Below are 13,872 nucleotides of genomic sequence, written 5' to 3' on the forward strand. Positions count from 1 at the left end.
TATAGCGCTCAACCAATGCCCCTTGTCTTCTCCGCTTGCCGCAGCATGTCCGTAAAGACAGATACTTTTGCCGCGCGGAATTTTGCCGCCGGAAGCACCACGAAAATCCCCCCTTCGGGGAGTTGCCACGCGGGCAATACCTGTGTCAGCGCGCCAGAGGCCAGACGATCACGCACCAGATAGTCAGGCAGGATCGCCAAACCTGCTCCCTCCTCCACGGCGGCCATGATCGCGGGCGTGCTGTCGACTGAAAGATCGCTTTGCATGGTGACGGGGACCGTTTCGCCAGCGGCATTTTCGAACCGCCAATGCAGCGGGTCGGACAGCGCCTTATTGGCAACAAAGGGCGCCGTGGCGAGATCGCTGGGGTGTTGAATGTGATCGAACCGGCCGGACATGTCGCCCGCGCCGACGAGAAACTGCCGGAACCCGCCCAGTTTGCGCGCCAAGAGGGTGGAATCGCGCAGCCAACCGACCCGAATGGCCAGATCGAGCGCGCCCGCCATGAGATCGCTGTGATCATCCCCGAGATATAACTCGACCTGACATTCGGGGTATTGGCGTCGAAACGCCGCGACCAGCGGGGCCACGACCGCACTGCCGTAATCATTCGGGGCGGTCAGACGCAACAGGCCCACGGGCTGCTCCGAGAGCTGCGACAGCTCGCTGAAGGCCGCTTCCGCCTCGTTCAGGATCGATGTGCAGCGCATATAGAACAGCCGCCCCGCCTCGGTGGTGCTGACCTTGCGCGTGTTGCGCACCAAAAGCGTGGCCTTCAGCTCGTCTTCCAACTGCGTCACTTGGCTGCTGACCACGGCTTTGGTCACGCCAAGGCGGTCAGCGGCATTGGTAAAGGATCCGGTTTCGACAACTGCGGCGAAATACGCCAGCCGGTTGAGATTATGTGATTTGGCCATGCTTTCAGTGTTAGCCTTTGGCATACGCTCTGTCAAAATGGTTTGTCTTATCAGGTGCAATGAAAGCGCCTATATCTCTCCCCAAGGAGACAGATCATGACACAAACAGTGACACTGCATTACCTTTTCGATCCGCTCTGCGGTTGGTGCTACGGCGCCTCGAAAACCATCGCCACGCTTGCGAACCACCCCGATATCGACCTGCAACCACGGGCCACCGGCCTGTTCGCAGGCAATGGCGCGCGGCCGATGAAAAGCTTTGCCGCGCAGGCTTGGGCGAATGACCAACGCATTGCCGCGCTGAGCGGTCGGCAGTTCAGCGAAGCCTATCGCCGCGATGTTCTGGGGGCCGATGACGCGTCTTTGGATTCCACATTGGCGACGCTGGCCGTCACGGCCGTGGCCGACACAACCCCTGCCACGCCCCCCGCTCGCGTGATCGAGGCCCTCGCAGCCATTCAGGCGGCGCGCTATGTCGACGGCAAGGATGTGACCTCCTCCGCGATTGTCGCAAATGTGCTGACGGACCTCGGCCATGCACAGGCGGCCACGCGTGTTCTGGCCCCCGATACCGCCCTCGCGGATCTGATGCGTACACGCACCGCACAGGCGCGCGATCTGATGGCGGCCCATAACATGCAAGGCGTTCCCGCCCTGATTGCCGATATCAACGGCAGACAGTTCGGGCTGGATGCAAGCACGATCTATTCCGGACCTGACGCAATACTGGCCGCGATCAAACGCGCCTGATCCCACCATACCGAAAGGACAAAATGATGAACCGCAGAGATCTTCTGAAACTTTCCACCGCAGCGGGCGCAGCCGCCCTGATCGCACCCGGCATCTCGTTTGCAGATGCGAACGGATTGACTTGGACCCATTTCCCCGCAGGCGAGAACGGCTTTTTCCGCGCGCCCGTTCTGGTTGAGGGCGAAACCGAGGCCTTGTTGATTGACGGCGGCTTCACACTCCCCGATGGCCGCGCATTGGTCGAAAAGATCAAGGCGACGGGCAAGACCCTGACCACGATCTATATCAGCCAGAGCGACCCTGATTTCTACTTCAGCCTGCGCCCGATCGTCGAAACCTTCCCCGAGGCCCGCGTCATCGCAGCCAGCGAAACCGTTGCGGCCATCAATGCCAACGTGGCGAAAAAGGTCGAAACATGGGGGCCGCAACTGGGCGAGAACGGCCCCGCGACGGTGGCAGAGGTGATCATTCCCGAAGCCGATGACAGCACCACTTTGACGGTAGACGGCCATGCCATCGAAATCGTCGCGGCCGAGGGGCTGGCCAACCGCCGCTATCTGTGGGTCGAGGATCTGAAGGCCGTGTTCGGCGGCGTGATGGTCTTTTCCGGCACGCATGTCTGGACCGCAGACACCCCGACCAAGGAACAGCGCGCCGCATGGATCGCCAATCTTGACGCGATCATCGCCCGCAATCCGCAGGTTGTCGTGCCCGGTCACATGACGATAGACGCGCCGATGGGTCTCGATGCGGTGGAATTCACCAAAGGGTATCTTCTGGCCATTGAGGAAGAACTCGCCAAGGCAGAGGGCTCGGAAGCGTTGATCGCAGCCATGACCGCCCGCTATCCCGATCTGGGAATGGACGTGGCCTTGAATGTCGGCGCCAAGGTTCTGACCGGCGAGATGAAATGGGGTTGACCCGCGCCTGATCCGTTTCAAAGCGCTTGCCACATAAGAAACTCGTCAAACGAGAGCGGCCGAGAAATCTTGGCCGCTCTCCCATCGTTTCGGATAAGCACCCCTTGAGATCGCCCAAGAATGCATGGCGTCGGCAGCGCTGCGGAGGTCAGCATTGTGGAGGATGTTGTCCGCCGCCTCAAAAGACCGCTTGGAGAAAGTCGCGGCGCCGCTCCAGTCGTGGTGATGAAGGTCGGTTCAGGGCCGTTCGTTTCGCATCTTCATAATCCGACTGCGGAGCGTCGACGCGGTTACAGGTTGGGTTAGTTTCTGTATGGCGCGCAAGCCCAGCGATTTCTGACCGTTTGGTAATAGTTTTGCGTCAACCACATGGAATATCCATTCCGAAACTTCTCTTTGATCCTGCCCATCGTGCCATGCAAATATATAGATGTCAGCCAGGCGGCAGCCTGACGCATTGGCAATGTAGGTTTTGCCATCAGGATAATGTCCTTTGGCTGCTGCAATACCAAACCGAGGTGGACCGCTAGTTGTGCCCCAAGATTGTTGCATAGCAGATTGCTTGACCTCGACTCGCAGCCCATCTTGCCGTTCGATGTCCCATGCTGCCCAGTCACCGCCGGTGTGCTTCCAGCCGCTCCCCAAGATTTCGCAAACCATCGCCTCAACCCAAAGACCTCTTAGGTTGTTTTGCATTTGCGGAACATCGAACATGCCCCGAATTCTGGCGTAGATCTCTCTATTCATGATCTTAGGATGGACTGTAGCGTCAAATCTGACAACCGAACAAATCCGGTTTGGTCGATCGGCAGGTTTAAGTGTGCTGCATTGCGGCAGTTGGAACTGACGCAATGCCGGTACTGGGCCGAAAGCTATCTAACTTTGAGCGCTTGCGCGTTTTCCCGATCGATCCGAACCTCGTTCAAGCCCGTGAAATAGTATCCAAGTCGAGCTCCCGCAACCAAAATCTTACAACATATCAATGCCTTACGCCCCGCCAGCCGCGGGGCTTTTTGCTGGCCAAATTCCAGGTCAACAATAGGTCAACAAAATGAACGAAACTGCGACAGCGGGCGGCTAGTATCGAGGGTATTTGCGCGCAAACGCCCAAAGCTCGGTAGATCCGGCGCGCGTCGACTGTCACCGCGAACTTCATTGATCAAATTGAGTAACATAGGATGTGAGTCTGCTTTTTATGCTCTGTGCCGTGGCGTTCAATGGATCAACCTGAAGCCAAAACCCTACCCTTCCCAACAATCTCTCCATCAAGATTGGGTCAAAATTGTTTGTCGCCCGGGCATGGTCAAAGTAGCCCCGCTTCAAGATATGGTATGCTTCCAGTTTTATCTCCCGAACGGTGTTTCGTGGGAGTGCAAGTTTTCCGGACGAGATCGAAATCCCAGTAATTATTTTCTGGGTACTGCCACGCAATATACGGGTCTTTTTCTTGTTTACAACAAAACCAGCTTCCTGAATTAACCAAGTGATGCGGTCCAGTTCGGGTCGTCCGATGTTTTCCCCGGATAGCACCAAATCGTCCGCATAACGAGTGTAAGTTAGACCTGCTTCTTCTGCATATTTGGTTACTTCGATATCCATGCTCTTGGCGATGATATTACTGAGGGATGGACTTGTTGCCGCTCCCTGCGGAAGCCGCTTCCCTCTGCAACACAAAGAAGCCAAAAAAAAGGAGACGCCCACTGGGTATCCAGCTTTCAGAAAAACCTTAATGACTCTTCTTAAGTGAATCGTTGGAAAGAAATCTGACAGGTCCATCTTCAGAAGCTCGGGCTTTCCTAAATGTACACGTGCATTGGTGACAATGGATCGACCCTTGATAAAGCCGTGTGCAGCCGTGTGCACTTCAAGCTTCGAAAGTATCTCATCATTTATCCAACGTTGAGCGTGAAGCAAGAAAGGAGATGGTACAGAGATCTGCCTTGTCCCCCCCAAGCGTTTAGGAATCGAAAAGTCGCGGTAGAACGAGTTCGAATTCTGGACTGCTTGAACCAAAATCCTTTCCTCAATCCCAAGTATCGCTGACAAGTGCTTCAATTCGAAAATTGGTGGGAGATTTTTCTCCTTAAGTCGGCTGACATACCGGAGGTAACCCTCAATAAGTGCTTTGTTCCCGCGGACTCTTCCGTCAAAGAACGATTGCCAAGCTTGGGTTGAGTATTCGTTAAGGTTCATTTGAAACTAAGCGGGGAGCCGCAATACCTAATAAATATTGTCTTATTTCTGCCAAGAAAAATAAGACAGTCATTCGTCGTTCCTTGTGAACGACGAAGTGTTCTGCAAGAACGCTTCGTCATGCTTCAGCATGACGAATTGTTAACGCAGGCCTTAGTCACCGATGCGAATGCGCCTCGTAGTGCTATTGCTCCGGCTCCCCTTGTCCAAACTACTAACATCCTTTTTCTTCCCATCAATTAGTTTTTTCGGAAGTAGGTCCGGTCTATTGACTTTAGCCTAGGCAAGTATGGCTGACCTGCCTCGAACCCTTGCTCGCTCACGAACTTTGAATCTGCCCACGGTCGCTTCACATCCAGAAATAGCGCTCTTCGGTTTTTTAGCACCCACAGCCTTCCTTGTTCGGTCAACCTAGCTTTCGTTCCGTCGACCTCGATCGAACCATTGGCGCTCAGCTTGGATACCGTGTAGGCAACCTGCGCTGGTGAAAGCCGCAACCGCTCATGCATAGAGTAAAGATCAAACCAGTTTTGACATTTGAACAGTTCTAGAATGATTTCTCGTTCAAACGAAGAAACGGACATTCAAACCCTCCTTAGCAAAGGATTGCGCGCTCTCTTGGGCTTGAGAACCGGCCACCAAAATATTGGAAAGTTGTTGTTGGGCGGGTTGGAGCCTTCAAGATAGTAGAGAGCTTCTGATCTTCGATAACCAAATCTGTAATGGTCTAACTTTTTATTTCCATTTTTGTTTCCAAGGGTTGTCTCCAACCGCTCCATCGCGGCCGTTGCAGAAGCTAAGTCTCCTCCAGTAAAGCTGTCGCTAATTCCTTTTGAAAGCCAATTTATCGCATGATACTCATCGACATGTTCTTCAATCGCTTTTTTGCTGTGGTGCATTGCAGCGCTTACAGCAACCCGAATTGAAGCTGTCTTTCCAGCGGCCTTAAGCGCTGCTCGGAGCCATTCTGCCTTCTTTCCGATTGAAGTTCCTGATCCTGCAAAATCGTCAACTATAACAATATTATCGCCATTTTTTGAGCGGGCTACTGCGGCGTTAAGTTGGTTCAAGAAGTTATGTGTTTTCCACTCCCCGAGATCGGCAAATGGCGCTTTAAGTTGCTGAACAATCATTGAAGAGCTGTCGGCGCATTCTCCGTCTTGCAGGGCAACGATATGGCTGTTTGTTGGCTGGCATCCCCATGACGTCACTATTTGTCCTGATAGTTGCCTTAGGTTTTCTAGGTGGGTACTCGCTGAGCAAAAGTGGAAACGGCCTAGAAGATCGACTACTAGGTCCTTCTCTTGATCACTTTTACATAATTCCAATATGTCAAATAGCTCTTTTGACCTCGCTATCAGCCAAGTGTGCTTCATGGACAAGGACATTAGCGAAGCGAAGACATCCCTTCCCATTACTTGACTGGATCGATCGAGATCAGTTTCCGCCATGAGGCCTCCCTTTTGACGCTAATGTTCCTGAAATTTTTACGCTATGCGAACAAGCGCAGAGCAGAAACACTTTATCTGAAACCTAACAGGCTGATCACAGGCAACACAATGTTTGCAGCGCATCCGTCTACATTTTTCTTCGCAAACTGGCGGTCACAACTGTCCAGTTTATCTGATGCGTTTGTCACTGATCGACCATACTACCGATCCAATGGTCAGGAGTGCGCCGATTACCGGCTCCACGTCGGAGGCCTGAACGTAACCCTTTGCCACCAGCGCAGTGCCAGCGACGGTCAGAACTTGGCGGATGAGGGCAAGGATTGCAGGTTTCAGCATGATGGTCTCCTGTTCAGATTTCATTAATGGTTGCGAGGAATTCGCCGGGCTTCATGGTCGGCAAGCGTTGCAGGCGGGGCGGGTAGGTTGCGGGCCAGCGCGCGCCGAGCAGGCGCGATTTTGCGATCCGGGCGATTGTGACAGCGTCGGATTGGTTGCCGCCCAGCACATAGAAATGCGTGTCGTCCTGGCCGATCGCGAATCCCACATGGCCGCCGGACCCCCGCTCGAAGATCAGCACGGCGCCAGTGATCGGCTGCACGGTCTGCCCAAACAGCAGCCAGTTTCGCGCCCAATAGGGATTTGCACCGAGTGCGCCGAGCAGCGGTTCATCAGGCAGCCCCATGCGGACACACGTTTCTACGAAATCCCCACACCACGGGTTCTTCGACGGATCGCCCAGGGACCGGCCATCGCGTTTCAGCCAATCCATTAGCCAGGAGCGGTCACGGGCCTCATGGCGGCCCAACGCTGACTTCGCCTCAGTGATCCAGGGCAGCGGGCCGGGCGGTGCCGCGCGGCCGTTGGCGGCCAGCAACGCTTTCATCGCGCGGGCGGTGCGCAGGCCCCAGAGGCCGTCGATCGCACCGGGGGAATGGCCTAGTTTTTCGAGACCGCTCTGGATCAGGCGGATTGGTTCACGGGTGTCGATGTTCATGGGAAGGCTCCTTTCGCCCGTCGCCGGGCAAGAAAAAACCCGCCTTGCGGGCGGGTCTGGTTGGATCGTGATGGTTGATTGGGAGGTCAGTCGGTGCGGCCGCGCTGGAAGGTTTCGAACATCAGATCGCGCATCGCGCGGTTGTCAGCCGCCCGGGCCAAAGACCTTCATCTTCAGAGCGATGCCCGCGAGGAGCGCCAAGACGAGACCGGTGGTGATGAGTTGGACCGCGCTCTGAACGGCTGTGCGGCGCACAAAGCGGATGGCATCGAGGAGTGCGCGCAGATCCCGGATGTCGAGGGCGGCTTCCTTGCCATCGAGCCCGACATCGGCGAGGGCGCGCTTTGCGCCTTCCTCGGCCGCCCGAGCCAGCAATTCTTCAAATTCGATATCGGGCATGCGGACATGGTTTTGACCGGACCGGTGCGGGCTCATGCTGAGACGATCCCGACCTCGGTCGGCAGGGTCAGATTGCTCCACGGGCTCGCATCGACCGGATTGAGGGTCCAACTGGAATAGACCGGTTGCGGGGCAAGGCTTGGCACGGTCACGGCAGACGCGTCATAGTTTACGCCGCCCACGCGTAAGAACCCGGCGGTGGCATCGGGTCCGTCCGTGCCGCCTTGGGCAATCTGCTTGAGATGCAGGCCCGCGATGGCAGAGATCGACGCCGGGCCAGTCGGACCAGTTAGCGAAAACGACATACGCTGGCCTGCAGCGGTGCTGGCAACCCGCGTGGCAATGTCGCTGTCCTTCAGCGCATCGATGCTGCCGACCATCTGGTTGAAACTCGCGATGGCGTTGGGGCTGCGGCGCACGAACCGCCGCCCAATGGTCGAGACCCCGTCGAGAACCGCGATATGCGCGTAGTACCAGGTCCGACTAGCGGCGATCCCGTGCAGCGCGGTATTGGCAAAAACCACATGGCGCGGTTTGCCTTTGTTTGCGGTATTGGCGGCCGTCGCCGCTGTCTGAAGCACGCCCTCGACGTAGAATTCGATGGTGATCTCGGCTCCGACCGATAGGCGAACGTCGATCCATTGCGGCTGACCGTTCGGCGCGGTGTAGCTCGAGCTGCCCTGTACGCTGGTGTCGCCGATGGCGATGGCGTGATAGCGATTGGTCGATGTTGCTGGCTTGATCTGGGCGATCATCACGTTGTTTGCGTCAAAGAACTCCAGAAAGCTCGCCTCGGACCTGGCGATGCTGTTGGCGTCGGCATTGGGCGGCACGTAGCGAAACCCAAGCCAGATATTGCCTACGGGCTCGGGCACTGAGAGCGAGAACGGCGCGGCATAGGTGTACGTGCCAACATGCCGGATCGCGTTGACGTCGAGGGTCGCATCGAACCCTCCGGCTGTGGTGCTGAGAAGCCCCGAGATACCGGCGATGTCGGTGGGCTGGTGGCCCAGATGCAGGATGTAACTCATGGTAATTCCACTTCGATATAGAGAGAGGTATGGGCGGCGGTCAGGGCTTTGCCGCCGCCGTAATCGACAAATTGCGGGGCAGTGGCCGTGGTGAACCGTGTGCCGCCGCCAAAAACGAGCCAGGCGTCAACCTCGCCAACGCTGAGATTCTTGTCCCAGCCGAACTCAAAGTAGGCGTGGGCCTCAAAGATTGAGAGATCGGGGTCCTCAAAACCCAGAGCGCGCACGTCTGGCGGGACCGGATAGCTGAACTGCGAAGACAATGAGCGCAGGGTGCCGCCATCACCGGAATTGCGCCCCTGGATTTGTGGATAGAAGGCGGTGCTGCCGCCTGCGGTCCAGGTGGCAGCACCACTCACAGGATCGCTGTGCCAGATGCCATTCTTGCCGATCCAGAGGTGCGCATTTGCCGGGTCCAGCACGAACATCAACACGTCGCCCGCCCCGAAACCCGGCAGGCCGGTCACGCGCTGGGAGGATGTTGCGGTGTTCGAGGACCAGAGCGTGCCGTTGCCGCGCCAACCGATAGAGCCCAATGTGATCGGGTTGTTGCCAGCATTGAACTCTTCGCGCTGTTCTGCCGAAACAACGCCAAGATAGCCGTCGAATGTGGCGGCACTGCTGGCAGCACAGAGCACTTCCCAATAGCGCCGTCCGTCCGAGGTCAGGATTGCCTTGGCGGTTGGCACCCAGCGCTGGTAGTTGGTCCCGCCAGAGGCGTTGATGGCGGTTTGGTTGCCATCCGACAGGGTGTAGCCTGCAGGGCGGCGGGTGACGTCAAGTTGCCAAGTTGAGCCAATATCGATCGGGGGCGCTGCCGTTCCCCCTTGCGCGAGGATCGCTGCACGCAACATCAGGCGGCTCATGCGACGGCTCCGGCCAGCGCACCCTGAATGATCCAGGCATCTGCCCCGCGCTTGGTCAGGGCAGCCCCTGACCATTGGCCGGTTAACTCCACGGATCCGCCAGCCACACCGTTGAGCGAAACACCGGCCGCTGCCTGAAGGGTCGTCGCCCCGCTGCCCACTTGGGTGATATTGATCAGCGTGCCGGTCTCGAAAGGCACGCTCCCCTCCGTCGGGATTGTCACTGTTACTGCAGACGATCCGGTGGCCTCGATGATGCTGCCCAGATCGACGGCTTCCAGCGTGTGGCTGGCACCGGTCAAGGTGCGGATGCGCACCACGCCGGGGCGGGGTACCTCGACCCATGCGCCGCCGGTAAAGCGGACATGCAGCGCCTCGTCGGCGATCCAGACCTGCCAGCCCTCCTGCGGCGGCAGAAAGACCCAGGCCGGGAATCCTGCGATCTCATCCCAAAGTGCCACGGCATTGGCATTTGCGCCCGCCGCAGCGGGCACGATCAGGATTTGGCCCGCGCTGCCGGTGGTGGGCAGCGGCGTGCTGCGCGATGCTGCACGCGCCTGCAAAAGGGCAGAGATGCGCCGCAGATCCTCGCTGACGCTGGTGCCCCAATTGCGTTGACCGGGATCATAAAAGGCGCGCAGCCCCAATCCCGGCATGATCCGTTCCGGCATGCTCGTCTTCCTTTGTGGTGTTTCTGTAAAGGCGTTTAGTGACCGTGCTGAGAGTGAGGGCCGGTCTCAGCCGCCCCAGAGAAATCCCCAGCCGCGATCCCACCCGGCGGCGAAGGGCGCAGTCAGCCGATACCAGCGCGCCTCGCGATCAGTGAGCCAAGCTCCTCCGACCAGCCGACGCGACCGGACGGCAATGTCGATTTCGGCGGTGCGTTCCGGCGCACCGGTCTGAGGGATGTCGTCGGGCGCGAGCGTCCAGCTGCTGGTGGCACCTGCGTCGATGACGATGCCCGCAGGCAGAAGGGGCGCACCCGTGTCCGGGTCGATCCAGCGTATCTCGACACTGTAGCCAACACCTGGCTCTGGCCCGATGGATGCGCCGGTGTGATCGACGATCACCGGGCTCGTCTGGGTCAGCCGGTCACGATGCGCCCAACTCAGCACAAGGTTACCGGCGATCAGCGCGTCTACATCGGGGGCGTAGCTGCCATTGCCCTGCACGCGGCCCGGGGGCAGGGGCCGGATCGCCCGGCGGTCCAGCGTGACGATGTCTTCGGGCGCCAACGCAAAAGCCAGCGTCCCACGCCCGGTCTCGGGCAACAGCCGCGCAGCAAGAGTCTCGCCTGCGGCCCAGGCGCTTTCGGTGATCCGGGCCACCTCGTCGAAAAAGACAATCGGCGTTCCCGCAGCATGCGCGCGCGGCACCGTGTCGAGGCAGCCGCGCCCTACGGTGATCGCCGTGGCTGTGATCCCGTCGATGCGCACCAGTTCTCCACCTAATGATGCCAGCGTGCCGATGCCAACCTCACCGATATCGCGCCAGCCGGTCACCGCGATGATGCGTGCCTCGGGGTCATCGGGCAGGTTGGCGGCCAGCAGGGCCGTCGGCGCGAAGGCGACCACCCCTTCCTGCGCAGGGCCGGTGCCGGAATTGATCCAAAGTTCTGCTGCCAGAGCGTCCGCACTCGGGCGCTCGCCTGTGGCTGTCAGCGCGCCTGCACCGGGATCCTCGCCGAGGATACGGTCGGCCTCGCTATGGCCCAGTTCGCGCACCAAGAGCCAGTAGGGGGATTCTTCGACCATGCGGCGTGCGAGGGCGCGCGGTGGGGCGGCGACGCCGGTGCCGCTTGGCAGTCGTCCGCCTGCAATGGCGGTTGCACCCAGCGCAAAGACATCTTCGGCGATCTTGAGCCGGATGCCATTGTCGCGCCCATCGCCCTGACCGATCTCAGAAATGCGCATGACAACATCCGTGATCCCGAGGCGCGCTGAGTTTATCAAGATCACATCGCCGGGTCCGAGGCTGGCGCCCTCGCGGTTGACGACAATCTCACCCGTCAGCAGCGGGGCGGAGAGCGCGCGCAGGTCGCGTTCGGCGACGCGCACGGCTAGGCCCTGATAACGGATGCCGGGATAATCAAGTGTGGTCGCCAGCACTTCGCCCATGGCTTGGACGCGCGCGGTATCGGTGACACTGACGGCGCCTGTGTCGTCTGTCCAGGCATCAGTAAAACGCACAGTGACGCTGTTGACCAGATCGGCAGGCGAGCGGCGCCCGAGACGGCCCCAATCGACCACGTTTGTCTCATCGAACACGGGTAGGCTGGCCGCTACATAGTCGGCCCGGATCAGCTTTAACTCCCAAAGCCCAGTGCGCCGGTCGATGAAGAGCGTGGCATCGATATGATCAAGGATGCTGCCGATGAACGCTTCAATGGAGCTGTCTTGCTGCCAGATCAGGGACAGCCCGAAACCTTCAGAGTAGAGTGCATCCGCAGCGGCGGTGAAGCTCGCCCCGATCTCGACAGACGAATAGCCCAGACCCCAGTCGCGGTTGGTGAGGCATTCGCGGATGATATGGGCCGGGTTCATGTCTGGCCCGTTGCCAAACGCCCCGCGCAAGGACGCCACAAGCGCTTGCGGGTTGCCGGGTGGGATGACTGGCACGCCATCGACGGGGGTGTTGTCGATGCGTGCGGTGTAGGCGGTGTTGGTGAGCGCGATGTTAAAGCCAAAAATGTCGGCGGGCGGCAATGTGCGGATGAGGACGAGGGCTGCATCGACGGAAGAGATGGGCGAAGGTTCACCATCTGTCACGAAGATCACGATCCGGCGCTTCGATCCGCCCCCTGCGAAGAAGGCGCTGGCATCCGTAAAGGCCGCATTAAAGCTGGTGCCGCCGGAGGTGATGCTCGACAACGCCAGCATCCAGGCCTCAAGGCATGCATAGTCATCGGTACCCATGCCGCGCCGTTCAATCGATCCTGCGACGGCAACGTTCCAAAGCACAATACGGATGTCGTTGGGGCGGTCGGGATCGACACTGGCGCCAATCTCGCGGATCAGGGCGGCCACGCCTGCCTTTTGGGCTGCCATGCGCGTGCCCGACATTGAGCCTGAGACGTCGAGGGCGATGTAGATCGCGGCATCCGAGATGTTCGCCTCTGGAACGATGGCGGCCTTTTCGGGATACCATTGTGCAGCGCCTGCTTCGCCGGTCAGCACGCGGGTGACGCGGACAGCCCATGGTTTGAGATAAGGGTTGATGCCAAGATAGGCTTGTCGCAACACGAGGCTGCAGAGCCCACGGTAGGCGGGGACATCGCCGCCCATGCGCGCGGCGAGATAGTCGTTCGGACCCTGGCCGGGACCGCCCATCAGCACATCGACATCGCCGACAATGCCGCCCTCGCGGCTTTCGCCTCCGAAAAGGTCGGGTTTATCGATGCGGATCCGCCCGCCGCCTGCGCCAGCGTTGCTAGCACCTGTCGTGGCTTCAAACACCTCGACCGATTGCGCGGGCAAGCTCAAGGATGCGGGAAGGACGGTCCAGCGCGTTATGTTGGTCGCGGCATCATATGCAACGCTCTGCAGCGTGATCGTTTGGCTGGACCCGTTCGCCAGAGCCAATCGATAGTCCCTGCCGACGCGCACTCCTGCGCGCATGCCTGGAAACGTGATCGCAGCACCACTGTCGCCAGCGAGCGCTGTCGTCGCAGACAGGCCTGCAACGGTGCCGATCCGGGTCTCGACGGCAGCGCCGCCGCCGCTGAAAGCGGTTCCCGTCGTGACAGACCAGGCTGTACGGCGATCGACGAGGATCTCGCGGATCGCATCCACTGGCCCGTGACAAAGGGCGAGATGCACGCCCAGCGAATAGCGATAGCCAACGGTTTGAGCCTTGCTACTTCCGCCCATCGAACGCCTCCGGGGATCGGTGCGCCGCTGCGGTTGCCTCTCGCGTTTCGGCCTCTCGGATCACGGGCTCGATTAGCGCATCGCGGGTGGTGTGCAACCGCTCGGACGCGATGCCATGATCAAGGAAATCTTGCCAATCAAACCCATGCCTTTGAAACCAAGGGCGCACGCCCGCGAGGCAATAGCGGGCGGCCCGCAGATCTTGGAGGATTATGCGCGTCACTTCTTACCGCCTTTCTTCTTGATGGGAACGACGCGGAGGTCTCCGGCCCAGACCACGTTGGGGCCGGTGATCAGCATTGTGCCGAAGACGACCGGGATGGGCCGACCCTCCTCGGCGGTAGGTAGGCTGAAATCGTCGAGACCCGCGGCCTGGGGCTTCTCGACTTTGGGTTTTGGGCTCAGCGCATAGGAAATTGCAGACAGCACGAGCCCGAGAACGAGCCGCGCGATAAAGGTCCAGACCATATGGGAGTGCCGTT

The 13,872-nt window shown here is 59.1% G+C and carries 16 protein-coding genes; 2 read left to right on the top strand and 14 right to left on the bottom strand.

The window, feature by feature from the left end:
* Positions 1-8: 8 nt before the first annotated feature.
* Positions 9-977: a LysR family transcriptional regulator gene (locus ACEN2J_RS16705; RefSeq protein ID WP_442107244.1), complete on the bottom strand. Its 969-nt coding sequence runs from the start codon at positions 975-977 to the stop codon at positions 9-11.
* Between the two features lie 36 nt (positions 978-1,013).
* On the opposite strand from ACEN2J_RS16705, the gene ACEN2J_RS16710 reads away from it, so the two are divergent.
* Together ACEN2J_RS16710 and ACEN2J_RS16715 are read left to right on the top strand one after the other, a co-directional pair.
* Positions 1,014-1,667 (top strand): DsbA family protein, encoded by a 654-nt coding sequence (locus tag ACEN2J_RS16710; RefSeq protein WP_442107246.1) that lies wholly within the window; start codon positions 1,014-1,016, stop codon positions 1,665-1,667.
* Between the two features lie 26 nt (positions 1,668-1,693).
* Positions 1,694-2,587 carry an MBL fold metallo-hydrolase gene (locus ACEN2J_RS16715; protein WP_442107248.1) on the top strand — a complete coding sequence of 298 codons (894 nt, stop codon included), beginning with the start codon at positions 1,694-1,696 and terminating at the stop codon, positions 2,585-2,587.
* A gap of 237 nt (positions 2,588-2,824) precedes the next feature.
* Here the strand turns inward: ACEN2J_RS16715 and ACEN2J_RS16720 are convergent, their stop codons facing one another.
* From ACEN2J_RS16720 to ACEN2J_RS16780, 13 genes are all read right to left on the bottom strand, one after another.
* The gene (locus ACEN2J_RS16720; protein WP_442107250.1) at positions 2,825-3,301 is read right to left on the bottom strand and encodes a hypothetical protein; all 477 of its coding nucleotides are present in this window, start codon (positions 3,299-3,301) and stop codon (positions 2,825-2,827) included.
* A gap of 438 nt (positions 3,302-3,739) precedes the next feature.
* Complete coding sequence (locus ACEN2J_RS16725; protein WP_442107252.1) at positions 3,740-4,600, bottom strand: reverse transcriptase family protein; 861 nt, start codon at positions 4,598-4,600, stop codon at positions 3,740-3,742.
* Positions 4,601-5,019: 419 nt separating this feature from the next.
* Positions 5,020-5,364: a hypothetical protein gene (locus ACEN2J_RS16730; RefSeq protein WP_442107254.1), complete on the bottom strand. Its 345-nt coding sequence runs from the start codon at positions 5,362-5,364 to the stop codon at positions 5,020-5,022.
* Entirely contained in the window at positions 5,365-6,231 is an 867-nt protein-coding gene (locus tag ACEN2J_RS16735) for a phosphoribosyltransferase-like protein (protein ID WP_442107256.1), read from the bottom strand.
* A gap of 168 nt (positions 6,232-6,399) precedes the next feature.
* Positions 6,400-6,567 (bottom strand): Pam3-gp28 family putative phage holin, encoded by a 168-nt coding sequence (locus ACEN2J_RS16740; protein WP_442107258.1) that lies wholly within the window; start codon positions 6,565-6,567, stop codon positions 6,400-6,402.
* 13 nt (positions 6,568-6,580) lie between these two features.
* Entirely contained in the window at positions 6,581-7,225 is a 645-nt protein-coding gene (locus ACEN2J_RS16745) for a TIGR02594 family protein (RefSeq protein WP_442107260.1), read from the bottom strand.
* 144 nt (positions 7,226-7,369) lie between these two features.
* Positions 7,370-7,624 (bottom strand): DUF6127 family protein, encoded by a 255-nt coding sequence (locus ACEN2J_RS16750; RefSeq protein ID WP_442107262.1) that lies wholly within the window; start codon positions 7,622-7,624, stop codon positions 7,370-7,372.
* A 32-nt stretch (positions 7,625-7,656) separates the two neighbouring features.
* Positions 7,657-8,655 (bottom strand): FscB, encoded by a 999-nt coding sequence (locus tag ACEN2J_RS16755; protein ID WP_442107264.1) that lies wholly within the window; start codon positions 8,653-8,655, stop codon positions 7,657-7,659.
* Positions 8,652-9,521 (bottom strand): hypothetical protein, encoded by an 870-nt coding sequence (locus ACEN2J_RS16760; protein WP_442107266.1) that lies wholly within the window; start codon positions 9,519-9,521, stop codon positions 8,652-8,654. Before ACEN2J_RS16760 ends, ACEN2J_RS16755 begins: the two co-directional genes overlap by 4 nt.
* Positions 9,518-10,192: a DUF2793 domain-containing protein gene (locus ACEN2J_RS16765; RefSeq protein ID WP_442107268.1), complete on the bottom strand. Its 675-nt coding sequence runs from the start codon at positions 10,190-10,192 to the stop codon at positions 9,518-9,520. The genes ACEN2J_RS16760 and ACEN2J_RS16765 overlap by 4 nt, the downstream gene beginning before the upstream one ends.
* A 66-nt stretch (positions 10,193-10,258) precedes the next feature.
* Positions 10,259-13,390, bottom strand: a complete 3,132-nt coding sequence (locus ACEN2J_RS16770; RefSeq protein ID WP_442107270.1) for a phage tail protein — start codon at positions 13,388-13,390, stop codon at positions 10,259-10,261.
* Entirely contained in the window at positions 13,377-13,613 is a 237-nt protein-coding gene (locus ACEN2J_RS16775) for a hypothetical protein (RefSeq protein ID WP_442107272.1), read from the bottom strand. Before ACEN2J_RS16775 ends, ACEN2J_RS16770 begins: the two co-directional genes overlap by 14 nt.
* On the bottom strand, positions 13,610-13,872 hold a 263-nt coding region (locus tag ACEN2J_RS16780), incomplete at its 5' end, for a hypothetical protein (protein WP_442107274.1). The genes ACEN2J_RS16775 and ACEN2J_RS16780, both read right to left, overlap by 4 nt.

Source organism: Pseudorhodobacter sp. W20_MBD10_FR17 (genome assembly GCF_052119765.1).
In the GTDB taxonomy this organism is placed as follows: Bacteria; Pseudomonadota; Alphaproteobacteria; order Rhodobacterales; family Rhodobacteraceae; genus Pseudorhodobacter.